22 protein-coding genes are annotated in these 22,528 nt (G+C 65.0%); 15 read left to right on the forward strand and 7 right to left on the reverse strand.

Annotated features, from left to right (window positions below; genetic code table 11):
* The first annotated feature begins 22 nt into the window (after window positions 1-22).
* Window positions 23-301 carry an HU family DNA-binding protein gene (locus NCS58_RS00450; RefSeq protein ID WP_008352404.1) on the forward strand — a complete coding sequence of 93 codons (279 nt, stop codon included), beginning with the start codon at window positions 23-25 and terminating at the stop codon, window positions 299-301.
* Between the two features lie 121 nt (window positions 302-422).
* Here NCS58_RS00450 and NCS58_RS00455 read toward each other — a convergent pair whose 3' ends face one another.
* On the reverse strand, window positions 423-1,700 hold the full coding sequence (locus tag NCS58_RS00455; protein WP_250537586.1) for a GTP-binding protein: 1,278 nt from the start codon (window positions 1,698-1,700) through the stop codon (window positions 423-425).
* 137 nt (window positions 1,701-1,837) lie between these two features.
* Complete coding sequence (locus tag NCS58_RS00460) at window positions 1,838-2,281, reverse strand: lytic transglycosylase domain-containing protein (RefSeq protein ID WP_061116619.1); 444 nt, start codon at window positions 2,279-2,281, stop codon at window positions 1,838-1,840.
* A 603-nt stretch (window positions 2,282-2,884) separates the two neighbouring features.
* On the opposite strand from NCS58_RS00460, the gene gspD reads away from it, so the two are divergent.
* The 12 genes from gspD to NCS58_RS00520 all read left to right on the forward strand — a co-directional run bounded on the left by gspD (window position 2,885) and on the right by NCS58_RS00520 (window position 14,357).
* Window positions 2,885-5,290 carry a type II secretion system secretin GspD gene (gspD, locus tag NCS58_RS00465; protein ID WP_250537587.1) on the forward strand — a complete coding sequence of 802 codons (2,406 nt, stop codon included), beginning with the start codon at window positions 2,885-2,887 and terminating at the stop codon, window positions 5,288-5,290.
* A 2-nt stretch (window positions 5,291-5,292) separates the two neighbouring features.
* Complete coding sequence (gene gspE, locus NCS58_RS00470) at window positions 5,293-6,777, forward strand: type II secretion system ATPase GspE (protein ID WP_061116621.1); 1,485 nt, start codon at window positions 5,293-5,295, stop codon at window positions 6,775-6,777.
* 4 nt (window positions 6,778-6,781) lie between these two features.
* A complete protein-coding gene (gene gspF / locus NCS58_RS00475; RefSeq protein WP_061116622.1) occupies window positions 6,782-7,999 on the forward strand; it encodes a type II secretion system inner membrane protein GspF in 1,218 nt (405 codons plus the stop codon).
* A complete protein-coding gene (locus tag NCS58_RS00480; protein ID WP_061116623.1) occupies window positions 7,999-8,412 on the forward strand; it encodes a hypothetical protein in 414 nt (137 codons plus the stop codon). The genes gspF and NCS58_RS00480 overlap by 1 nt, the downstream gene beginning before the upstream one ends.
* A gap of 156 nt (window positions 8,413-8,568) precedes the next feature.
* A complete protein-coding gene (gene gspG, locus NCS58_RS00485) occupies window positions 8,569-9,039 on the forward strand; it encodes a type II secretion system major pseudopilin GspG (protein WP_061116624.1) in 471 nt (156 codons plus the stop codon).
* A gap of 29 nt (window positions 9,040-9,068) precedes the next feature.
* Complete coding sequence (locus NCS58_RS00490; RefSeq protein WP_035499420.1) at window positions 9,069-9,542, forward strand: GspH/FimT family pseudopilin; 474 nt, start codon at window positions 9,069-9,071, stop codon at window positions 9,540-9,542.
* Complete coding sequence (gene gspI, locus NCS58_RS00495) at window positions 9,542-9,931, forward strand: type II secretion system minor pseudopilin GspI (protein ID WP_061116625.1); 390 nt, start codon at window positions 9,542-9,544, stop codon at window positions 9,929-9,931. The genes NCS58_RS00490 and gspI overlap by 1 nt, the downstream gene beginning before the upstream one ends.
* Window positions 9,909-10,583, forward strand: a complete 675-nt coding sequence (locus NCS58_RS00500) for a type II secretion system protein J (protein ID WP_086960773.1) — start codon at window positions 9,909-9,911, stop codon at window positions 10,581-10,583. The genes gspI and NCS58_RS00500 overlap by 23 nt, the downstream gene beginning before the upstream one ends.
* Window positions 10,580-11,698 (forward strand): type II secretion system minor pseudopilin GspK, encoded by a 1,119-nt coding sequence (gspK, locus tag NCS58_RS00505; RefSeq protein ID WP_061116627.1) that lies wholly within the window; start codon window positions 10,580-10,582, stop codon window positions 11,696-11,698. Before NCS58_RS00500 ends, gspK begins: the two co-directional genes overlap by 4 nt.
* A gap of 36 nt (window positions 11,699-11,734) precedes the next feature.
* Entirely contained in the window at window positions 11,735-13,081 is a 1,347-nt protein-coding gene (gene gspL, locus NCS58_RS00510; protein WP_250537588.1) for a type II secretion system protein GspL, read from the forward strand.
* On the forward strand, window positions 13,078-13,581 hold the full coding sequence (gene gspM, locus NCS58_RS00515; protein WP_061116916.1) for a type II secretion system protein GspM: 504 nt from the start codon (window positions 13,078-13,080) through the stop codon (window positions 13,579-13,581). The genes gspL and gspM overlap by 4 nt, the downstream gene beginning before the upstream one ends.
* Window positions 13,578-14,357, forward strand: a complete 780-nt coding sequence (locus tag NCS58_RS00520; RefSeq protein WP_061116629.1) for a type II secretion system protein N — start codon at window positions 13,578-13,580, stop codon at window positions 14,355-14,357. Before gspM ends, NCS58_RS00520 begins: the two co-directional genes overlap by 4 nt.
* Before the next feature lie 3 nt (window positions 14,358-14,360).
* Here the strand turns inward: NCS58_RS00520 and NCS58_RS00525 are convergent, their stop codons facing one another.
* Window positions 14,361-15,905: an efflux transporter outer membrane subunit gene (locus NCS58_RS00525; protein ID WP_250537589.1), complete on the reverse strand. Its 1,545-nt coding sequence runs from the start codon at window positions 15,903-15,905 to the stop codon at window positions 14,361-14,363.
* A 184-nt stretch (window positions 15,906-16,089) separates the two neighbouring features.
* A complete protein-coding gene (locus NCS58_RS00530) occupies window positions 16,090-16,371 on the reverse strand; it encodes a hypothetical protein (RefSeq protein WP_250537590.1) in 282 nt (93 codons plus the stop codon).
* Window positions 16,372-16,574: 203 nt separating this feature from the next.
* Here NCS58_RS00530 and NCS58_RS00535 point away from each other — a divergent pair, with 203 nt between their 5' ends.
* Together NCS58_RS00535 and NCS58_RS00540 are read left to right on the forward strand one after the other, a co-directional pair.
* Entirely contained in the window at window positions 16,575-17,069 is a 495-nt protein-coding gene (locus NCS58_RS00535) for a MarR family winged helix-turn-helix transcriptional regulator (RefSeq protein ID WP_061116632.1), read from the forward strand.
* A 125-nt stretch (window positions 17,070-17,194) separates the two neighbouring features.
* The gene (locus NCS58_RS00540; RefSeq protein ID WP_061116633.1) at window positions 17,195-18,757 is read left to right on the forward strand and encodes a DHA2 family efflux MFS transporter permease subunit; all 1,563 of its coding nucleotides are present in this window, start codon (window positions 17,195-17,197) and stop codon (window positions 18,755-18,757) included.
* A gap of 1 nt (window position 18,758) precedes the next feature.
* Here the strand turns inward: NCS58_RS00540 and NCS58_RS00545 are convergent, their stop codons facing one another.
* The 3 genes from NCS58_RS00545 to ada all read right to left on the reverse strand — a co-directional run bounded on the left by NCS58_RS00545 (window position 18,759) and on the right by ada (window position 22,406).
* Window positions 18,759-19,325 (reverse strand): hypothetical protein, encoded by a 567-nt coding sequence (locus NCS58_RS00545; protein ID WP_061116917.1) that lies wholly within the window; start codon window positions 19,323-19,325, stop codon window positions 18,759-18,761.
* 152 nt (window positions 19,326-19,477) lie between these two features.
* On the reverse strand, window positions 19,478-21,097 hold the full coding sequence (gshA, locus tag NCS58_RS00550) for a glutamate--cysteine ligase (protein ID WP_250537591.1): 1,620 nt from the start codon (window positions 21,095-21,097) through the stop codon (window positions 19,478-19,480).
* Between the two features lie 226 nt (window positions 21,098-21,323).
* Entirely contained in the window at window positions 21,324-22,406 is a 1,083-nt protein-coding gene (gene ada, locus NCS58_RS00555) for a bifunctional DNA-binding transcriptional regulator/O6-methylguanine-DNA methyltransferase Ada (protein WP_250537592.1), read from the reverse strand.
* Window positions 22,407-22,528: the final 122 nt, after the last annotated feature.

Genomic DNA, 22,528 nt, shown 5'->3' on the forward strand with positions numbered 1-22,528 from the left:
CTAAACTGATAAAGGAACCTTAATGAACAAACAGGAATTGATCGACGCCGTAGCCGCTCAGACCGGCGCCAGCAAGGCTCAAACCGGCGAAACGCTGGACACGTTGCTCGAAGTGATCAAGAAGGCTGTATCGAAAGGTGACGCAGTTCAGTTGATCGGCTTCGGCAGCTTCGGCTCGGGAAAGCGCGCAGCGCGCACCGGCCGCAACCCGAAGACTGGCGAGTCCATCAAGATTCCGGCCGCGAAGACGGTCAAGTTTACGGCTGGCAAGGCATTCAAGGACGCAGTGAACAAGCGGTAAGCTTCTTGCCGATTGTGCGGCTACTCGAAGTAGCCAGTTATACATAACCCGCCTTCGGCGGGTTTTTTTTCGGCTGCGCATCTCGTTGGCGGGCTCGACATTGCATCGAGCCGTTCACGCTTCAATGCCGATGATCCTCGCAATCGCAATCGGGACCATGATCGTGGTGGTCGTTATCATGATCGTGATCGTGGTCGTGCTCTTCGACGTCCCAAGCGGGAAACGGATCGGCGAAGCAATGCCAGCCATCGAGGCCGAGCGCCCATTCGTCGTCGGTCAGAAGGCATGCATCGAACCTGGCCTGCCATGCGGTGCGGTCGAGGTTCTCGCCGATCAGCACCAGTTCCTGCCGGCGATCGCCGATGCTGTTGTCGTCCGGGTCGCCATACCATTCCGCAACGATCTCCGCTTCGAGCTCGGGGTCGTCGATCGGCCATTCGCCGCGATCTTGCGCGGCCCACCACAACCCCGCCGGACCGTGCCGCACGGTCCCGCCCGCTTGCGACAGCGAGCCGCCGACATCGCTTCGCGTCGCGAGCCAGAAGAAGCCTTTCGCGCGCAGGACACCGGGCCATTCCTGATGCAGCAGGTTCCACAGGCGCTCGGGATGAAACGGCCGGCGTGCGCGATACACATAATGGCCGATGCCGGAGGCATCGGGCTCGTCGCTCGCCGCGTGCTCGCCGTTGAGAATCGCGAGCCACCCGGGCGCGCTCGCGGTCGCATCGAAATCGAAGCGGCCGGTGTTCAGCGCGTCGCCGGAAGACACGTTGCCGGATTGCGCCCGCACTTGAAGCGCGCGCGGATTGAGCCCGTGCAGGATGCGCGCGATCCTTTCCACTTCGTCCGCGCCGGCGAGATCGATCTTGTTGATGACGATGACATCGCAGAACTCGATCTGCTCGATGAGGGTCTCGACGACTGTCTGGTCGTCTTCGTCGCCGTGGCTTTCTTGCGAGAGACCGCGCTCGGCGAGCGAGTCCGAAGACGCATAGTCGCGCAGGAAGGTCGCGGCATCGATCACGGTCACGAACGTATCGAGATGCGCGCGGCCCGCGAGCGTCGCGTCGTCGTCATCGCCGAATGCGAGATGCTCGGCGATCGTGATCGGATTCGCGATGCCCGACGATTCGACGATGATCGCATCGAAGCGCTGCTGTTCCGCGATCCAGGTGATCGCGCTTTCGAGCGTCTCCATCGATGGGTCGCCGAGCGTCAGCACGAGGCAGCCGTTGGGCAAGTCGGTGGTTTCGCGTTCCGCGCCGGACGCGGCCTTGCCGCATGTCACGGCGCCGATGCGGATTCCTTCGGCGTTGGCGAGCAAGGCATCGACGAGCGTGGTCTTACCCGCGCCGATGAATCCCGATAGCACGGTAATGGGCAATGGCGTCTGGTTCATCGCAGTGAGCGTGACGGAGGAAGGGAGCGCGCGAGCGCGAGCCCGCGCTGCCGTTCGGGCGGCGCGGGCGATCGAATAGGGGATTTTGCATCAAATGCGCGCCGGACGCGGCGCGTGTGCGAGTAGCGCGCCTTGGGTCAGCGCGTGGCCTGAAGCAGCTTCCAGCGACGCAGGATCTCGATGATCTGCGCCGAGTACTTGTCGCGTAGCGCGGGTGTTTCGGAATGGTAAGCACCGACCGCCTGCCACGAATTGCCGTACTTGTTCATTTTCTGGCGCAGATGCCAGGCGGCGACATACACGCTCTTGCACGGCTCCATCAGCGTGCCGCTGGAAATGCCGTACTGCGCCAGCGTGTTGAGATGGATCGAATTGATCTGCATCAGCCCGTAGTCGGTCGAGCCGTTGGCGTTCTTGTTGATGGCGTCAGGCTTGTTGTGCGATTCCTGCCAGGCGATCGCGCGCAGGATGAGCGGATTGACCTTCTGATACTTCGCGGCTTCGTCGAAGCAGTCCGCATGTGCGGAGGCGGCCGCCGTGAGCGGCCCGCATATCGCAAGTAGTCGCAATATTCTCTTCATCTTCCTTCTACTCCATCCGCATATGCGGAACGTCATGCCGCCGTTGCGGCGCCTTGGCGCCAACGCCAACAAATCAACGCCCGCGGCCGGACTGCATGGGGAAAACCCGCCCATTTCGCAACCGCCCGGAATGCGGAACCGACCGTATCATACCGGCTGACGAATCAGACCATAAGTTGGCTATCAGACATACGCCCGGTGCAGCGCCGGAAGCCCGCTTGCGCGGGAACACATCGGACCGTCAATCAGGTGTGATCTAAATGTATGAATAATAAGACTTCTGGACGGGGTACAATTCGGCTCCCGCGTGCATCGGCCGACCTCTGGAAGCGTCCAGGTACGGTCTATCGGCAAGTTTTTTGAAAGCTTGAGGGCGCTGGAAAACGTAGCGAAGTCGACAGCCAGGCGTCATCTAATCCGGAACGAATTGGCACATTTTCGTTACATTAAGCTGTTATCGTCATATTTTTTAAAATGATCGCGATGTTCCGGGCCTGTGCGTCCCACATCGCGGTTGGCAGCGCTCTCGGCTGACGGGCGGTGCTGCCTTGGCTGGCTCCCCCGAGACCCGGCTCTGACATCACATTCATGAGAAGACAACCTATGGCACTGCGTCGTATCGCGACGGCACTGCTGGCGGCGGGACTTATCGTCGCGCAAGCCGCGCACGCGCAAGTGACGCTGAATTTCGTCAATGCGGACATCGACCAGGTCGCGAAGGCGATCGGCGCCGCTACCGGCAAAACGATCATCGTCGATCCCCGGGTGAAGGGGCAACTCAACCTGGTCTCGGAGAATGCGGTTCCCGAGGATCAGGCGCTCAAGACGCTCCAGTCGTCGCTGCGCATGCAGGGTTTCGCGCTCGTGCAGGATCACGGCGTCCTGAAGGTCGTGCCCGAAGCCGACGCGAAGCTGCAGGGCGTGCCCACGTATGTCGGCAACGCGCCGGCCGCGCGCGGCGATCAGGTGATCACGCAGGTCTTTCAACTGCGTAACGAGTCGGCGAACAATCTTTTGCCGGTGCTGCGTCCGCTCATTTCGCCGAACAACACCATCGCGGCCTATCCGGCGAACAACACGCTCGTCGTCACGGACTACGCCGACAACGTGCGCCGCATCGCGGGCATCATCGCGGGTGTCGATACGGCGGCCGGCCGCTCGGTCGATGTGGTCACGCTGAAGAACGCGAACGCCATCGACGTCGCCGAGCAGATGAACAAGCTGCTCGATCCCGGCGCGATCGGCAGCACCGACGCCACGCTCAAAGTCACCGTCACGCCCGATGCGCGCACCAATTCGCTGATGTTCCGCGCGTCCAGCAGCTCGCGTCTCGCCGCGGCGAAGCAACTGGCGCAGAAGCTCGATTCTCCGACTTCGCAACCGGGTAACATGCACGTCGTGGCGCTGCGCAATGCCGACGCGACGCGTCTCGCCAAGACGCTGCGCGGCATGATGGGCAAGGGCAACAATACTTCGGACAACACGTCGGGCTCGAACTCCAGCTCGAATTCGTTCGGTCAGAGCGGCGGCGGTCTCGGCAGTTCGTCGATGTCCACCGGCACGGCCGGCACGCCGCCTTTGCCCGGCGGTCTCGGCGGCACCTCGGGCAGCAGCAACAATCCGATGACGGGCGGCGCCGGCAACCGCGACTCGAACTTCTCGTCGAACAAGGACAACGAGTCCGGCAACGACCAGGGCGGCGGCATGATCCAGGCCGATGCCGCGACGAACTCGCTGATCATCACCGCTGCGGACCCGGTCTATCGAAACCTGCGCGCCGTGATCGATCAGCTCGACGCGCGCCGCGCGCAGGTCTACATCGAGGCGTTGATCGTCGAATTGTCCGCGACCACCGGCGCGAACCTCGGCATTCAGTGGCAGGGCCTCCTGCTGTCGAACGGCGGCAACAACGCGCTCTACGGCAGTTCGAGCTTCGGTCAGGGCAACACGAACATCGTCGATCTGACCTTGCAGGGCAACGCGATCGCACAGAATCCGTCGGCCATCACGTCGACCACCGGCCTGCTCGCGCAGGGCCTCAACATCGGCTTGCTGCACCGCTTCGGCAACCTCTTCGGCCTCGGCGGGCTGTTGCAGGCGCTGTCGACATCGGCGGATGCGAACATCCTTTCGACGCCGAACCTGATTACGCTCGACAACGAGGAAGCGAAGATCGTCGTCGGCCAGAACGTGCCGGTCGTGACGGGTTCCTACGCGACGCCGACCGCGAACGCGGCCACCTCGGTCACCGCGTTCAACACGTTCGACCGGCGCGACGTCGGCGTGACGCTGCATGTGAAGCCGCAGATCACCGATGGCGGCGTGCTGAAGATGCAGATCTATCAGGAAGATTCGAGCGTCGATGCGACCACGAAGAACGATCCGGGCGGCGTGACGATCAATACGCGCTCGGTGCAGTCGACCATCCTCGCGGATGACGGTGAAATCGTCGTGCTCGGCGGCCTGATGCAGGACCAGTACAACAATAACAACAGCAAGATTCCGCTGCTCGGCGACATTCCGTTCATCGGCAGCCTGTTCAGAAGCGAAAGCAAGACGCGCACGAAAACCAACCTCATGGTGTTCCTGCGCCCGGTGATCGTGCGCGATCAGGCAACCTCGACGCAGATCACCAACACGCGCTACGAGTATCTGCGTCAGCAGCAGTACGGCTCGACGACGGACAACCGTCTCATCAAGGATCAGAATGTGCCGGTGATGCCGCCGAAACCGATTGGTCCGAGCGAAGGCGGCGGCGTGCCGGCGCAAAATCTGCTGGACTGGAGCAACACGACACGCGGCCCCGGCCCGAGCACGACGCTGCCGCAGAACCCGGAAGCAGGTCCGGCGCCGCAGCCGATGCAATCCGCGCCGCAATCGACGCCGCCGCCGCAGGGCAGCTATCCGCTTCCCGCGAACGGCGCGACCAACGCCATGCCGGGCAACGCAGCGACCAACACCCTGCCGGGTAACGCCGCGACGAACGGCCAACAGGGAGTCGGGCCGTGAGCATGGTCAACGATGCAGTCGAGAGCGCGAGCAGCGCGGCGTCGCCGCTGGCGGCGGCCCGCCTCGTGCCCTACGGCTTCGCGCGCAGCGGGCAGATCTTGCTCGCGCATCGGCACGCGGACAGCATCGAGGTATGGATCAGCGAGCGGACGACCGACGCGGCGCTCGCTGAAGTCGCGCGCAATTTCGGCGCGCTGTCGATCGTGCGCAAGCCCGCCGACGAGCTCGCCGCGGCGATCAATTCGGCATACGCGCGCAACGACGGCAGCGCGGCGCAGGTGGTCGGCGAAGTGGAAGGCGAAGTCGATCTGTCGCGTTTGATGCAGGACATTCCCGAAGTCGAGGATCTGCTCGAATCCGAGGACGACGCGCCGATTATCCGTATGATCAACGCGCTGCTCACGCAGGCGGCGCGCGAGCAGGCATCGGATATTCACATCGAGCCGTTCGAGAACGCGTCGGTGGTGCGCTTTCGCGTCGACGGCACGCTGCGCGACGTCGTGCGTCCGAAGAAAGCGCTGCACGGCGCGCTGATCTCGCGCATCAAGATCATGGCGCAGCTCGATATCGCTGAAAAACGATTGCCGCAGGACGGCCGCATCACGTTGCGCGTGGGCGGACGTCCCGTCGACGTGCGGGTTTCCACGCTGCCGACCGGCCATGGCGAGCGCGCGGTGCTGCGTCTGCTGGAAAAGGACGCGCAGCGCCTGAATCTCGAAACGCTCGGCATGGCGCGCGACACGCTCGTCCACTTCGACAAGCTGATCGGCAAGCCGCACGGCATCGTGCTCGTCACCGGCCCGACCGGTTCCGGCAAGACAACCACGCTCTATGCGTCGATGTCGCGGCTGGAGACCACGACCACCAACATCATGACGGTGGAAGACCCGATCGAATACGACCTGTCGGGCATCGGGCAGACGCAGGTGAACGAGCGCATCGGCATGACCTTCGCGCGCGCGCTGCGCTCGATCCTTCGCCAGGATCCGGACATCATCATGATCGGTGAAATCCGCGATCTCGAAACCGCGCAGATCGCGGTGCAGGCTTCGCTAACCGGCCACCTCGTGCTCGCGACGCTGCACACGAACGACGCTGCCTCTGCCGTCACGCGTCTCACCGACATGGGCGTGGAGCCGTATCTGCTGGCGTCGTCGCTGCTCGGCGTGCTCGCGCAGCGGCTCGTGCGCCAGCTCTGTCCGGTCTGCAAGGAAGAGCGCGTCGAGGAAGACGGCACGAAGCGCTACCATCCGGTCGGCTGCGAGCGATGCGGCCAGTCGGGTTATGTCGGCCGTCGCGGTGTCTACGAACTGCTTCTGATCGACGACGCGATCCGCCCGCTCATCCATCGCAACGCGGCGGATGCGGAGATTCTCGAGGCAGGCCGCAAGCAAGGCATGCGCACGCTGCGCGAGGACGGCGACCGCTGGCTCGCCGCCGGCGTGACGTCGCTGGAAGAAGTGCTGCGCGTGACGGGCGGAGAGTAACGGTATGCCGGCTTTTCGTTTCGAAGCGATCGACCACGCGGGCAAGACGCAGAAAGGCGTGCTCGATGCCGACAGCGCCCGCGCCGCGCGCAGCCAGTTACGCACGCAGGGGCTGACGCCGCTCGTCGTCGAGGCGGCGGGCACGCGCACGCGCGGCGAGCGCCAGCAGCGGCTGTCGCTCGGGCGGCGTCTGTCGCAGCGCGAACAGGCGATTCTCACGCGCCAGCTCGCGAGTCTCCTGATCGCCGGTCTGCCGCTCGGCGAGACGCTCGCGGTGCTGACGGAGCAGTCCGAGCGCGATTACATCCGCGAACTGATGGCCGCGATCCGCGCCGAAGTGCTCGGCGGCCATTCCTTCGCCAACGCGCTCGCGCAGCATCCGAAGGACTTTCCGGAGATCTATCGCGCGCTCGTCGCGGCGGGCGAGCACACCGGCAAGCTCGGCCTCGTGCTGTCGCGTCTTGCGGACTACATCGAACAGCGTAACGCGCTCAAGCAGAAGATCATTCTGGCGTTCACGTATCCGGGCATCGTGACGATCATCGCGTTCGGCATCGTCACGTTCCTGCTGAGCTATGTCGTGCCGCAGGTCGTGAACGTGTTCGCGAGCACGAAGCAGGCGCTGCCTTTCCTGACCGTCATGATGATGGCGCTCTCGTCCTTCGTCCGAAGTTACTGGTGGGCGGTGCTGATCGGCGTCGTGATATTCGCGTGGCTGGTGAAGAGCATCCTCGCGCGGCCCGGCCCGCGCATGTCGTTCGACCGCTGGCTGCTCGGCGCGCCGCTCATCGGGAAGCTGGTGCGCGGCTACAACACGGTGCGCTTCGCCAGCACGCTCGCGATCCTGACCGCCGCGGGCGTGCCGATCCTGCGCGCGCTGCAGGCTGCGGGCGAAACGCTCAGCAACACGGCGATGCGCGAGAACGTCGACGACGCGATCGTGCGGGTGCGCGAGGGCTCGTCGCTGTCGCGCGCGCTCGGCAACACGAAGACGTTTCCGCCCGTGCTGGTTCACCTGATCCGCTCGGGCGAGGCGACGGGCGACGTCACCACGATGCTCGACCGCGCTTCCGAAGGCGAAGCGCGCGAGCTCGAACGGCGCACGATGTTCCTCACGAGCCTGCTCGAGCCGCTGCTGATTCTGGCGATGGGCGGCGTCGTGCTGGTGATCGTGCTCGCCGTGATGTTGCCGATCATCGAACTGAATAATCTGGTGCAGTGATGAACGCCCTTCAAACTCGCTTACTGACGCTCGCCGCGCTCGCGCTCTTCTGCGTGACGGTAACGTACTGGGTCGTCACGCTGACCTCGCGGCAGACCGCGCCGCTGCCCGCCGCGGCCGCGACGCGTGCTCCGTCGGTCGAGCAGGCTGCGACCATTTTCGGTGGACGGCTGGAACGTCAGGCCAATTCGGATGTGCATCTGTTCGGGATTCTCGCGTTGCAGGGCGGCGCGGCGGCCATCGTGAGCTACGGCGGCGAAGCGGCGAAGGCCGTGTCGCTGGGCGGGCCGCTCACGCAAGGCGTGAAGCTCTCGGAAGTGCGCGCGCGTTCGATCATCATCGATCGCAACGGCGTGAAGTCGGAGATCTTCCTGCCGCCGAATCCGCCCGGACCGACGATCTGGGTGCGTTGAGCGCGACGCGATGCCTCGCTCGGGCAGAAATCACGCGACGAAAGCGGATCGATAGAATGACCGGCGGCTTCCGAAAGACAGGAAGCCGCGCGATTTTTCCAATCATCACCGGGCATGAGCCCGGAAACGATATTTTCAATTCAAGAGGTAGCAGTCATGCAATTGTGGACCCAACGCCGCATGCGAATCCAACAGGCTCAGGCGCAAGGACGCCGTCAGCGCGGCTTCACGCTGATCGAAATCATGGTCGTGATCGCGATTCTCGGCATTCTCGCCGCGCTGATCGTGCCGAAGATCATGAGCCGCCCGGACGAGGCGCGGCGCGTCGCCGCGAAGCAGGACATCGGCACGATCATGCAGGCGATGAAGCTGTATCGCCTCGATAACGGCCGCTATCCGACGCAGGAGCAAGGCCTGCGCGCGCTGGTCGAAAAGCCGTCGACCGAGCCGGTGCCGAATAACTGGAAGGACGGTGGCTATCTCGAGCGCCTGCCGGCCGATCCGTGGGGCGGTCAGTATCAATATCTGAATCCGGGCGTGCACGGCGAAATCGACGTGTTCAGCTACGGCGCGGATAACAAGGCCGGCGGCGAAGGCAACGATGCCGATGTCGGCTCGTGGCAATGACCGTCTGACGGCAGACGAAGGAAAGCGGCGTGAACAGGCACCGACATACGCGACGCAACGCGGGCTTCACGCTGCTCGAAATGCTCGTCGTGCTGGTGATCGCGGGCTTGCTGGTGTCGCTCGCGTCGCTGCAACTGACGCGCAACCCGCGCACCGATCTCAACGAGGAAGCGCAGCGTCTCGCCCTGCTGTTCGAATCCGCGGGCGACGAGGCGCAGGTGCGCGCGCGGCCGATCGCGTGGCAGCCGCTCGACGGCGGCTTTCGCTTCGACATCCGCACGGAAGACGGCTGGCGCCCGTTGCGCGACGACCTCTTGCGCCAGCGGCGCTGGGAAGGCGGCGTGACCGGCGTGTCGATACAGTTCCTCGACTCGGACAAAACGGTGAGCCGGCTCGTGTTCGGCACCGAAGCCATCGACGCGCCGATGGAAATCACGCTGTTCTCGGCCGTGGGCCGCGTGACGATCGTCGGAAGCGGCAACGGCCGCTATCAGGTGCGGTGATGCGCGAACATCGTCGGCATCAGCGCGGCTTCACGATGATCGAAGTGCTCGTCGCACTGGCGATCATCGCGGTGGCGCTCGCCGCATCGGTGCGCGCGGTCGGCTCGCTCGCGACGGGCGAAGCGGACCTGCACCGGCGGCTGCTCGCGGGCTGGAGCGCGGACAACGAACTCGCGCAACTGCGGCTCTCGCATCAGTTTCCGCCGATCGGCTCGCGCACTTTCGACTGCTCGCAGGGCAATCTGAAGCTCCTGTGCACGCAGCGCGTGAGCCAGACGCCCAATCCGATTTTCCGGCGCGTCGAGATGTTCGTCTCGACGCCCGGCCGCTCCGGGAATCTGGCGCAAATGGTCACGGTGGTGGCGAATGAAACGAACCGCTCGCTCTGACCGCGGCAGAAAGCAGCGCGGCTTCACGCTGCTGGAGATGCTGATCGCCATCGCGATTCTCGCGGTGCTCGCGGTGCTGTCGTGGCGCGGGCTCGACTCGGTGATCCGCGGCCGCGCGACGATCGAGAACGCGATGGAAGACGAGCGCGTCGTCGCGCAATTGTTCGACCAGATGCGTATCGACGCGCGCCAGGCCGCCACCGACGACGAAGCCGGCCAGCCCGCCGTGCAGGTCGGCAACGGCTCGCTGCAGATCGTGCGCGGCGTGTTCGCGCCGGGTACGCCGCCGCGGCTTCAGGTAGTGCGCTACCGGCTGTCGAACGGGCGCATCGTGCGCTTTGCGTCGCCGCCGCTGTCGAACGTCGGCGAAGTGCGGCGCGCGCTCTCGTCGGGCGATACGGGCGATGGCTGGAGCTCGATTCCGTTGATGGGCGGCGTGGCCTCGCTCGCGACGCGCGTCTACATTCCGGAAAAAGGCTGGACGACGCGCATGACCGACGTGCTCGCGCAGATCAACCAGAACGGCAACAACCTGAAGGTGCCGCAGCTCGGCAACGCGCCGCTGGCACGCGCGGTGTCGGGCATTCAGATCGCGGTCGGCGCGCGCACGCTCGCGACGCCGCTCACGCGCGTGTTTCTGGTCGGAGAATGAGCATGCGCGCTCCAAATCCGAAGAGGCAACGCGGCGTCGCGATCATCAGCGCGCTCCTGGTCGTATCGCTCGCGGCGATTCTCGTGTCGGGCATGCTGTGGCGCCAGCAGGTGCAGATTCGCCGCATCGAGAATCAGCGGCTGCTCGCGCAGGCGCAGTGGATTTCGCGCAGCGCGCTCGACTGGACGCGCCTCATCCTGCGCTCGGAAGCCGATACCTCGCCCACGGTCACGTATCTCGGCGGTGTATGGGGCGTGCCGATCGCGAAGACGAAGCTGTCGGATTTCCTCGGGCAGATCGGCGAAGTGCGCGCGCAGCAAGGCGCATCGACCTATTTGTCCGGCTCGATCGAGGACGCGCAGGCGAAGTTCAACCTGCGCAATCTGGTCTCGACGCCGACGCCCGGCGTGCTGACCATCAACGTCGCGCAGATTCAGGCGTTCCAGCGGCTGCTCACGATGCTCGGCATCAACGGCTCGCTCGCGAAGACGGTGGCGCTGCAGATGCGCGCGGGTCTCGCGCGCTCGGCCACGCGCTTTCAGACGCAGACGGGCAACAGCGCGACCACGGCGGCGGGCACGAACAACGAAGCGACGACGCTGGCCGCGATCGCGCAAGGCGGCGGCACGGGCGGCGGCAATTTCACCGACGATCCCGGACTGAAGGACGCGGACAGCAACGCGCCCGTCGCGCCTTTGCAAATGATCACCGTCGATTCGCTGCTCGACGTGCCGGGTTTCTCGCCGGAAGCGGTCGCCAAGCTTCGGCCGTTCGTCACCGTGCTGCCGACGACGACCGCCGTGAACATGAACACCGCGCCCGCGGAAGTGGTGGCGGCCGTGGTGCCGGGGATGAACCTGTCGCAGGGACAGGCGTTCGTCGCGCGCCGGGAGACGGTGTTCTTCCACGATGTCGGCAACGTGCAGCTCGCGCTGACCGGCGCGGGCGTCAAGACGGTGTCGATGGACCCGAACGAGATGGACGTCACCACGAAGTATTTCGTGATCCACGGTCGCGTCGAACATGAACGCGCGCAACTGGAGCGCACGACGCTCGTGTATCGCGACCCGACGACGCATACGACGCGCATCGTCTACACGCGCGATGCGCTGTGAAGACGTGCCGCAGTCATTGATGAGAGGAAGTGGCCATTGAGCACACTGATCGTTTTATTACCGCCGCGTGATCCGGCGGTGCGCTCGGAAGAGTGGCATCTGCCGGATCTGCCGTTTTTGCTGCTCGACAAGCGCGGCGCGCCGCAGCGCGTCGGCCGCGCGGCGCTCGGGCTTCTGCCGCGTGCGAGCGCGACCGTGCTGATCGTCGCGGCCCGCGACACGCTCCTGCTCGCCGCTTCCATGCCGCCGCTCAAGGGGCCGCGCTTGCGGCAGGCGCTGCCGAACGTCATCGAGGATCAACTGATTCAGGATCCGCAGACGTGCCACATCGCGGTCGATCCGGTCGAACTCGCGGATGGCAAGCGCGTGCTCGCCGTGATCGATCGCGGCTGGTTCCGCTTCGTGCTGGGCGCGTTTTCGGGCGCGGGGCATCGCAATGTGAAGGCCGTGCCTGCTATGCGCTGCCTGCCGGTCGCGGCTGTGCCGCCTGTTGCAGAAGCCGCGGAAGGCGAGGCAACGGAGGCGCCATCGACGCCCTTCATCGCGGGGCTGCTCGGTCAGGTCGTCTCGACCGCGCCTGCGCTGATCGGCGAGCTGGCCGCGCCCTCGCCGGCCGCGCTCGGTGCGCCGCGCATCGAAATCGCGATTGCGCGCGGCGAACGCGCGGCGCTCGGCGAAGGCCTCGCGCTGCCCGCCGATTCGATTTCAGCGACACTCGCGGCACTCGCGGGCGATCATCCCGTGACGCTCTATTCGCTCGCCGATCTTCCCGGCGACGAGCCGCGCCTGTCGGGTTCGCGCAATGCCGCAGCCGCGGTCGCCGGCGCGCAGCCCGTCACATTCGAAACGCTCGCGCGCAATGCCGTCGCGAGCCGCTTCGACTTGTGCCAGTTCGAATTCGCCGCGCAGCCGTGGCGGCTCGACCGCGCGACGATGCGGCGCCTGCGCGTGCCGATCGCGCTCGTGGCGGCGTCGATCGTCGTGTCGATCATCGGCATCAACGTGCAATGGCTGCAACTCGCGCGTCAGCGCGACGCGATTGCCGCGCAGGAAACCGATCTGCTGCTCAACACATTTCCGAAAACGACCGTCGTGCTCGACGCGCCCGATCAGATGACGCGCAATCTCGATCGCCTGCGTGTGGCGTCGGGCGAGCTGTCGCCATCGGATTTCCTCTCGCTCGCGGACGGACTCGCGCGCTCGCTCGGGCCCGTGCCGGTGAACGGCGTCGCGGCCCTCGATTATCGCGACCGTCATCTGGAAGTGACCTTCAAGCCGGAAACGAAGGTCGATCCCGACCTGACGAAGCGCCTCGCCGCGAACGGCCTGAACGGTTCGATCGATAGCAACACCGGCAAATGGACGATCAGGAGCGGCCAATGAAAGCGGAAATCGCACGTTCACTGTCGGAATTCTGGGAAGTGCGCACGCCGCGCGAGAAGACGCTCCTGATGTGGGGCGGCCTCGCGCTCGGCCTCGCGCTCGTGTATCTCGTGCTGTGGGCGCCCGCCTACGAAGGCCGCGCGCGGCTGCGCGAAAGCCTGCCCGTGATGCAGCGCCAGCTCGCGACGATGACCGCGCAGGCCAACGACGCGCGCTCGCTCGCGCCCGCCGCCGAAGGCGTGATGCCGACGGGCGGCGCGTTGCGCGATGCGCTCGCGAAGTCGCTTGCCGACAACGGCATGCAGCCGACGCAGATCCAGGTGATCGGCGCGGCGGTGCAGATTCAGTTGAAGAACGCGTCGTTCCCGAACTGGACGATGTGGCTCGACGACGCGCGCAAGCAGTTCAAAGTGCAGGTATCGGAGGCGCACGTCACGGCGCTGAAGCCGGATGGCCAAGTGGATCTGACGGCGTCGCTGCAACCGGCCGGCGCGAAATGAGTTACTGGACGCGACGTTTCCGGCTCGCGCTGCCGGCGCTTTTCGTGATGGTGATATCGGTCGCCGGCACGCTGCTCGCCATGATGCCCGCCGCGTGGATCGTGCCGCAATTTTCGAAGGCCACGGGCGGCCACGTGAACCTGGTCGATCCGGCGGGCTCGCTGTGGAGCGGCTCGGCCACGCTGATGCTCGCCGCGGGCAACGACGGCGCGGGCGCGACGCTTCTGCCGGGGCGCATCGAATGGACGACGTCCTTTCTGCCGCTCTTCACCGGCCGCGTGCACATGACGATGCGCCAGACCGACGCGATGCCCGACGCCGTGACCGTCGATGCCACGACGCGCGGCGCGACGGTCACGCCAGGCCAGATCGCCGTGCCCGCGACGCTGCTCGCGGGTCTGGGCGCTCCGTTCAACACGCTCGACTTCGATGGCAGCGTGCGGCTTTCGTGGACCGAGTTCCGCTTGCTCAACCGCAACACGTACGGCCAACTGGTCGTCACGCTCGACGACATGGCTTCGCGCGTCTCGCGTGTCAAGCCGCTCGGTTCGTATCGCGTGGCGCTGCAGGCGCAGGGCGCATCCGCGACGATCGATCTTTCGACGAGCAAAGGGCCGCTCATGCTGACCGGCAACGGCTCGATCTCGCCGGAATCGACGTCGTTTCAGGGCACCGCGACGGCTGCGCCGAATCAGCGTGAAAACCTCGCAGGCCTTCTGAACCTGCTCGGCCGTCATACCGATCCGGATACGGTTGCGCTGACCTTCATGCGTTAAAAATCAGCGATTGGCGGTTTGCGTCGCGCTTGCAGCGGACGCAGCCGCGGCGGGCGCTTCCACGCCGCCCGTTTCGCGATTCATTTGCGCCACATCCCAGCCGCCGCCGAGCGCCTTCACCAGTCCCACCGACGACACCATTCGCTGCCCCGCGATATTCGCCAGCTTCTGCTGCGCGGTGAACGCGGTGGTCTGTGCGGTCAGCACGCTGATGAACGCGACCGTTCCCGCCTTGTACTGATTGTTGATGATTGCGAGCGCCTGTTGCGCCGATTCGACGGCCTGCTGCTGCACCACGATTTCCCTTTCCAGAATGCGCAGCGACGCGAGATTGTCTTCGACGTCCTGGAACGCGGTCAGCACCGTTTGCCGATACGTCGCGACGTTCTGGTCGTAGGCGGCGCGCGCGGCTTCCGTGCGCGCGGAGCGCAGGCCGCCGTCGAAAATGGTCGCGGCGATGTCCGGCCCGAGCGTCCAGAAACGTGACGGCGCGCGCAGCAATTGCGACAGCACCGAGCTTTCGAAGCCGCCCTGTGCGGAGAGTGTGAGCGTCGGAAAATAGGCGGCCATTTCGATGCCGATCTGCTCGTTCGCCGCCGCCGCCTTGCGCTCCGCCGATGCGATATCCGGCCGACGTTCGAGAATCGCGGACGGCATCTGCACGGGCACGGTGGGCGGCGTCGCGTCGAGCGGAATCGGCGAAAGCGAGAAGGTCGAAGCCGGCTCACCGACGAGCACCGCGATCGCATGTTCGAACTGCGCGCGCGCGACGCCGTTGTCGATGGCGGAAGCTTGCGCGGATTGCAATTGCGTCTGCGCCTGAATCACGTCGGAACGCGCGACGATGCCTTGCGCGTACTGATTCTGCGTGAGCTTGAGCGATTGCTCGTAGGCTGCGACGGTTTCGTCCAGAAGCTTCTGCTGCGCGTCGAGCGAGCGCAACTGGAAATAGTCTTGCGCGAGCGTGGCCTGCGCGGACAGCCGCGCGTTGGCGAGATCGGCGGCGGCGCCCTGCTGCCCCGCCGTTTGCGCGGCGACGGTGCGCGACACGCTGCCCCACAGGTCCGGTTCCCACGATGCGTCGAGCGCGAGGCTGAACTGGTTGTTCACCGAACCCTGCTGTCCGAAGCTGGAACTGTTGGTCGACCGGTTGCCTGCGCCGGTTCCGGAACGCGAAGCCGAAGCCGACGCGCCGATCGTCGGGAAATATGCCGCGCGCGCCTCGCCGACGAGCGCACGCGCCTGCCGGTACGCGGCCGCGAACTGCGCAATGCTTTGATTCGACTGGTTCAGACGCGTTTCGAGGTCGTTGAGGCGCTCGTCGTTATAGACGGTCCACCAGGTTCCGCGATCGGCCTGGTCGCCGGGCTGCGCGACCTTCCAGCCTTCGGGCGCTTCCTTATAGCTGGCCGGGATCGTTGCCGCGGGGCGCTGATAATCGGGGCCGACCGCGCAACCGGCGATGAAGACCGCAAGCGTGGCGGCGAGCGCGGCGGCGGTCAGCGGGCGCGTAACGGGGAAAGCGGGAAAGGCGGGGCGATGCGGCATCTGCTTGTCGGAATTCCTGTCGGCGCCGCGCCTCCGAAGCGACGGACGCGGCAAGCCGAAATGGTAACGGAACGCGACGGGCGCTTATCATGCGCGCTCGTCAGGCAGACGTTAGCGTAACGGGTTCGCCGTAAGGCGGGTGTTACGCGGCGGCGGGAATAGGTTACGACGCGTTACGGGTGGGTCACGCGCCGCTGGCGCCGCCGCCGCCGGGGCACGGCGCGGCGAGAAGGGATCGGGAGGGCGCCTTCGTCGGCGCGGATGCCGTCGCCTTGCGCCGATGCCGGTTCTCGAACCATCCCATGCCCAGTACCACGAACGAACCGCCCGGCAGCAGGAACACGATCAGATACAACGCGAGTCTCCACGAACTCAGCTTCGGCGGGACGAAGTGACGTGAAGCGTTGGCGAGCATGCTGCTGATGGGGCCGAAGCGTCGGCGGGCGGTGCGAACAAAGCGGGTCATTGGAAGGTCTCTCGGGCGTCGGCGAACGACGGCAGGCGGTCAGAACATAGTCTCGGGCGGCGCATCAAGTGCATAACTCGTTGCATAGAATAATATTGACTGTGCAACTACTTTTCAAGATACTGCTGATTGCTTTTTCGGAATTGTTGCCTTATAGAGACGCCACCTAGTCGCAGACCTGCGCCAGCCGCTTACCACGTTGCATGAATAGCGAACCGCTTTACGATCCCGCCACGATTCAGCTCGAAACGAGCCTCGGCTATTACCTCGCCAAGGCGCGCAATGTACTCATCATGCGAACCGATCAGGCGCTGAAGCCGCTCGACCTCACATCGCCGCAAATCGGCGTGATGCTCATGCTGGCGTCGGGGCGGGCGCGCACGCCGCTCGAGTTGTCGCGCGAAATGTCCTACGACAGCGGCTCGATGACGCGCATGCTCGACAGGCTCGAAAAGAAGGGCTTCGTGAGCCGCGCGCGCAGCGAGGCGGATCGGAGAGTCGTCGAGCTCAGTCTGACGGAGCGCGGACGCGATGCCGCCAAGCGTTTACCGGTGATCGGTGCGGCGGTGCTCAATGAGCAGTTGCGCGGTTTCAGCCCCGCGGAACTGGACCTGCTGATCGCGATGCTCGCGCGCATCATCGGAAACACGCCGGCGGGCGATTGCGCTCCATGCACGCTCGATGACGATCTAGCCTGATTAAGCTGACAAAATCCGACGTCTATAGCGCCGCTTTCACTGTCTGGGCAGAGAATGCCGCGACAAGAAATAGTTTGCGTGCGATGCGCGTTTTGAGCGCCGTCCACGCGCCGGAGAACTGAAAGATGTCTACATCCTCGACCAGCACGCCCGCAACCCCGCCCACGCCCATGCCGCTCACAGGCGGCATCCTCGCCCTCTTGACGATGGGCCTCGCGCTCGGCACCTTCATGGAAGTGCTCGACACGTCGATCGCGAACGTCGCGGTGCCGACCATCTCCGGCAATCTGGGCGTCGCGACGAGCGAAGGAACATGGGTAATCTCGTCGTACTCCGTCGCGTCCGCGATTGCGGTGCCGCTGACCGGTTGGCTCGCACGCCGCGTCGGCGAGGTGAAGCTGTTCACCATTTCCGTGCTGCTGTTTTCGATCGCATCGGCGCTCTGCGGCCTCGCGCACAACTTCGAATCGCTGATTGCGTTCCGGCTGTTGCAAGGTCTCGTGTCCGGCCCGATGGTCCCGCTGTCGCAAACCATCTTGATGCGCAGCTATCCGCCCGAAAAGCGCGGCCTCGCGCTCGGTCTCTGGGCGATGACCGTTATCGTCGCGCCGATCTTCGGCCCGGTGATGGGCGGCTACATCACCGACAACTTCACCTGGCCGTGGATCTTCTATATCAATGTGCCGATCGGCGTGTTTTCGGCGGCCATCGCGTTCTTCCTGCTGCGCGGCCACGAGACGAAGACAACGAAGCAGCGCATCGACGGCGTCGGGCTCGCGCTGCTCGTGATCGGTGTCGCGAGCCTGCAGATGATGCTCGACCTCGGCAAGGACCGCGACTGGTTCAGCTCCAGCTTCATCGTGACGCTGGCAATCGTGTCGGCGGTGTCGCTCGCCTTCATGTTCGCGTGGGAGCTGACGGAGAAGGAGCCCGTGATCGATCTTTCGCTTTTCCGCGACCGCAATTTCGCGATGGGCGTGCTGATCACGTCGCTCGGCTTTCTTGCGTTCTTCGGCTCGGTCGTGGTGCTGCCGCTGTGGCTGCAGACCGTGCTCGGCTACACGCCGTGGCTCGCGGGCCTTGCCACCGCGCCGGTCGGCATTCTCGCGCTGGTGCTGTCGCCGATCATCGGGCAGAACATGCATCGGCTGAATCTGCGTGTGGTCGCGAGTTTTGCGTTCCTCACGTTTGCCTTCGTGTCGCACTGGAACTCGACTTTCACGCTCGACACGCCGTTTCACCAGATCATCTATCCGCGGCTGATTCAGGGTATCGGTGTCGCGTGCTTTTTCGTGCCGATGACGACGATCACGCTGTCCAGCGTCTCCGACGAGCGGCTTGCAGGAGCGGCGGGTTTGTCGAACTTTCTGCGGACCTTGTCAGGCGCGATCGGCACTGCGGTCAGCACGACCTTCTGGGAGAACGACATGATCCGCCATCACGCGCGGCTCACCGAATCGGTCACGCCGTATTCGGCCGGCACGACGGCATACTCGGATCTGCTTTCGGGACTCGGCCTGTCGGGACAGGCGCTGACGGCGCAACTGGATCGCGTGGTGTCGGCGCAGGCGTACATGATGTCAACCAATGACTTCTTCCGCATCTCGTTCTACGCGTTTCTGGTGCTGGCCGTGATGGTCTGGCTGACGCGGCCGAAGAAGGGCGCGTCAGCCTCGATGGGACACTAGATTATTGAGGCGTGAGCGGCGCCGCCGACTGGCCCGGCTGGCTTTCGAGGTTGAGCGGAACCGGCTGATCCAGCGGACTGACCTGCACGCCGCTCGGCGCAGGCGCGGGTGCAGGTGCGGCGGGCGGCATCGTACCGGCCTGCGGCGTCGCCGTTTTCCGCAGCCCGGGACCGTTTCGAATGAACTGCTTGAAGTCGGCGCCCGCCTCCCACGGATTCGGCTGGCAGCCGAGCGGATTGTCGCAATGCGCCGCGAAACCGATGGTCGCGGTGCCCTCGTTGGTCGGCGTCTTGGTGATCTGGTACGCGAGCGCGCGTTTGCCGCTCGACGGCCCGGCGGTCTGGATGATCGAATCCGTGACGGTCTGCAGCTTGTACTCCGAATGGTTGGTCACCCACACTTGCGCGCGCGCCCACCACGCGTCGCATTCGGCCTTGCTCATGCAAGTAAGCGGTTGCGTGGCCTGCTCCATCGTGGTGCTGCTGACCTGATCCTGCACCGCGCACCCGCTCAACAGCGCGAGCGCCGCCGCCCCCAGCGCGACTGCGCCGAAGAACTTCTTTTTCATTGCACCCCCGATCGTCGAAAAGTCGGCCATATTTTGACTCGTCAAATCGGATGACGTTGTGACGCGTTTCCCTCTGTTGCATAAGCCGGTAAGCATTGCCGGCGCCCTGCGGCGCTGAGGCGGAAAATCCTGCTCGAAGCAACAGGGCGAGATCACGCGCTCGCGGGATTCAGCGTGTAGACCTGATACGCCGCGATGAAGGCATCGAACGATTCGGTGTCGCGGCTTTCGACCACCGCCTGTTCCACCACCGATTTTGCAGCAAGCTCTTCCATCGCGCGCTCTTCGTCGACGGAAAGCGGCCGTGCGCGGAAGCTTTCCGCGTGCCGCGCGCTGAGTTCGAGCGCAAACTCGTCGAAGGTTTGCTGCTTGTCGCGCATCGTCTGCAAGACGCGAGCGGACGGCGTGAGCGATGCATCGGCGATACGCGGCCGCAGCGCCCCGAGTGCGCGCGTGTGTTCGTCGTTGCCGTTGAGCGCGTCGAGTGTCTTCGCGACGGGTTCGATCGCATCGAAAAGCGCTTCGGCCCACTGCTGCATCGGCACGCTTGCGCCATCACGTTGCAGCGCGAGCCCAGGCTTGCGCCCTTCCTTCGCCACCGTGCTGAAATTGCCGTTCGCCTCGATGTTGGCGTCGTACGACAGCAGCGGGCTGTCCTCCAGTGCGCAGTAGAGCAGATAGGCGTCGAGGAAGCGCGCCGTCTCCAGCGAGATGCCGGTCGGCTCGAAGGGATCGATATCGAGGCAACGCACTTCGATGTACTGCACGCCGCGCTCAGCCAACGCGTGCAGCGGACGCTCGCCCGAGTGCGCGATGCGTTTCGGGCGGATCGTCGAGTAGAACTCGTTTTCGATCTGCAGCACGTTTGCGTTGATCTGCACCCATTCGCCGTTGCGCCGCGTGCCGATGGCTTCATACGGCGCATACGGCTGGCTCACGGCTTTGGCGAGCACATCGAGATAGGCGTCGAGGTTGTCGTAGCTCGGCAGCAGGTCCGCCTGCGCGGGATTGTTCGCGTACCCCAGATCGCTCATGCGCAGGCTGGTCGCGTGCGGCAAGTAGAACGTGTCGCCATCGAATCTTTCGAGATGATGCGCCTTGCCTTCGACGAAGCGCTTGTTCAGCGCCGGCGATGCGCCGAACAAATACATCAACAGCCAGTTCGTGCGACGGAAGTTGCGGATCAGCGCGAAGTAGCGTTCGGACTGGAAGTCTTTCGCGGATAGCGTGCTCGTCTTGTCGAGCGCCTGCCATGCGCGCCACACGTCTTCGCTGAGCGAATAGTTGTAGTGGATGCCCGCGATGCATTGCATCGTGCGGCCATAACGCAGCGCGAGTCCGCGCCGGTACACATTCTTCAACCTGCCGATATTCGAGGTGCCGTAATAGCCGAACGGAATCTCGTCCTCGGGCGGCAGCGAGTTCGGCATGGAGTTGTTCCACAGCAGCTCGTCGCCCATGTGCGCGTAGGCGAAGCGATGCAGCGCGTCGAGGCGATCGAGCGTGATCGACACATCGGATTCGGCGGGCGTGATGAGCTCGACGAGCGCCTCGGAATAATCGGTCGTGATGAGCGGATGCGTCAGCGCCGAGCCGAACGCGCGCGGATGCGGCGTCACGGCGAGCTTGCCTTGCGGCGTCACGCGCAGACTTTCTTTCTCGATGCCGCGCAAGCCTTGACGCAACGCGTCGGCGTGCGGGCCGGACGCAAGCGCGGCAAGCCTGCGCTCGAAAGCGCCGGCCTTGGTGTGAGCGGAATTCTTGTTTGCCATTGAAGCGTTCTGCGAGGAGCGCGAGCGGCGTGCGCCCGGTCGTATTTTTAGGGTAGCGGGCACTTTAACATCTCGGTGTAAGGCGTGCTTGCGCCCAGAACTGGCAACGGATTGCGGGGTTTTCGGGACGTTCGCGGGACGCGTGGCCGCGCGGTGGAGCCGCTTCGCGCGGCTCGCGGGGGAGATCGAAGCGCTCGCGCGTCTGTCGACGGCGAGCGCCCGTGCTTTATGCGACCTTGTTGGTTTCGTTGTGCGCGCGCTCGGTTTCGAGCAACGCTTCCTTGCGCGGCCTGCCCCAACGATAGCCCGCGATCGCGCCGTCCTTGCCGATCACGCGATGGCACGGAATCGCGAGCGCGACCGGATTCGACGCACACGCATTCGCCACCGCCCGCACCGCGCCCGGTGTGCCGAGCGATTCGGCGATATCCGTATAACTGCGCGTCTGCCCGTATGGGATGCGGCGCAACGCGTCCCACACGCGCCGCTGGAACGCGGTCGCGCCGATGTCGAGCGGCAAGTCGAAACGCTCGCGCGTGCCTTGAAGATACGCGCGAATCTGCGCGATGAACGGCTCCATCCTCGCTGCATCCTCGACGCGTCCGGCCTGCGCAAAGTCGGCTGCGAGTTGATCGATGAGCGTGTTGGCATCGTCGCCGAAAGCGATCTTGCAAACGCCCTTGTCGGTCGCGGCGACAAGCACCGTGCCGAGCGGCGTCGTGGCGGTCGCGTAACGCACGGTCAGTCCCGCGCCCTTTCGTTTGTACGCGGACGGCGTCATGCCCAGTTCCGCAGGCACGGCTTCGTACATGCGCGATGGCGAACCGAAGCCGGCGTCGTGCGTCGCGCGCGTGACGTCGCGGCCGCGCTGCAACGCATCGCGCAACACGCCCGCCCGCTGTGCCGCCTGATACTGCCGCGGCGAAATCCCGACGATCCGCGAAAACAGGCGCTGCAGATGGAACGGACTGACGTGGACGGCATCGCTCAGTTGCGCGAGCGTCATGCGCTGCTGCGGATCGGCGTCGAGCACCTTGCACGCGCGCTCGACGATCGCCAGCTCGCGCGGCAGGCTCGTCGGCTGGCAACGCTTGCACGCGCGATATCCGGCTGCGACGGCTGCATCGGTCGTCGGAAAGAACTCGACGTTCTCGCGACGCGGCGCACGTGCCGCGCACGACGGCCGGCAGAACACGCCCGTCGTGCGCACGGCGAAAAAGAAGGCGCCGTCAGCGCGCTCGTCGCGATCGACGACCGCCTGCCAGCGGCATTCGTCAGATGAAAAAACAGGCGCTGCTACGGTTTTCATGATGGACCTCGAGGCTCTTGGGTACGGGACCACTGTAGAGCCACGCAGATGAGGTTACGCGCCGTTTCTTGCTGTGTCATCGGCACGCGGGATTTGAAAAGTGACGCGCAGATACCACAAAC

It is taken from the genome of Caballeronia sp. INML3B, assembly GCF_023631305.1.
GTDB lineage: Bacteria > Pseudomonadota > Gammaproteobacteria > Burkholderiales > Burkholderiaceae > Caballeronia > Caballeronia turbans.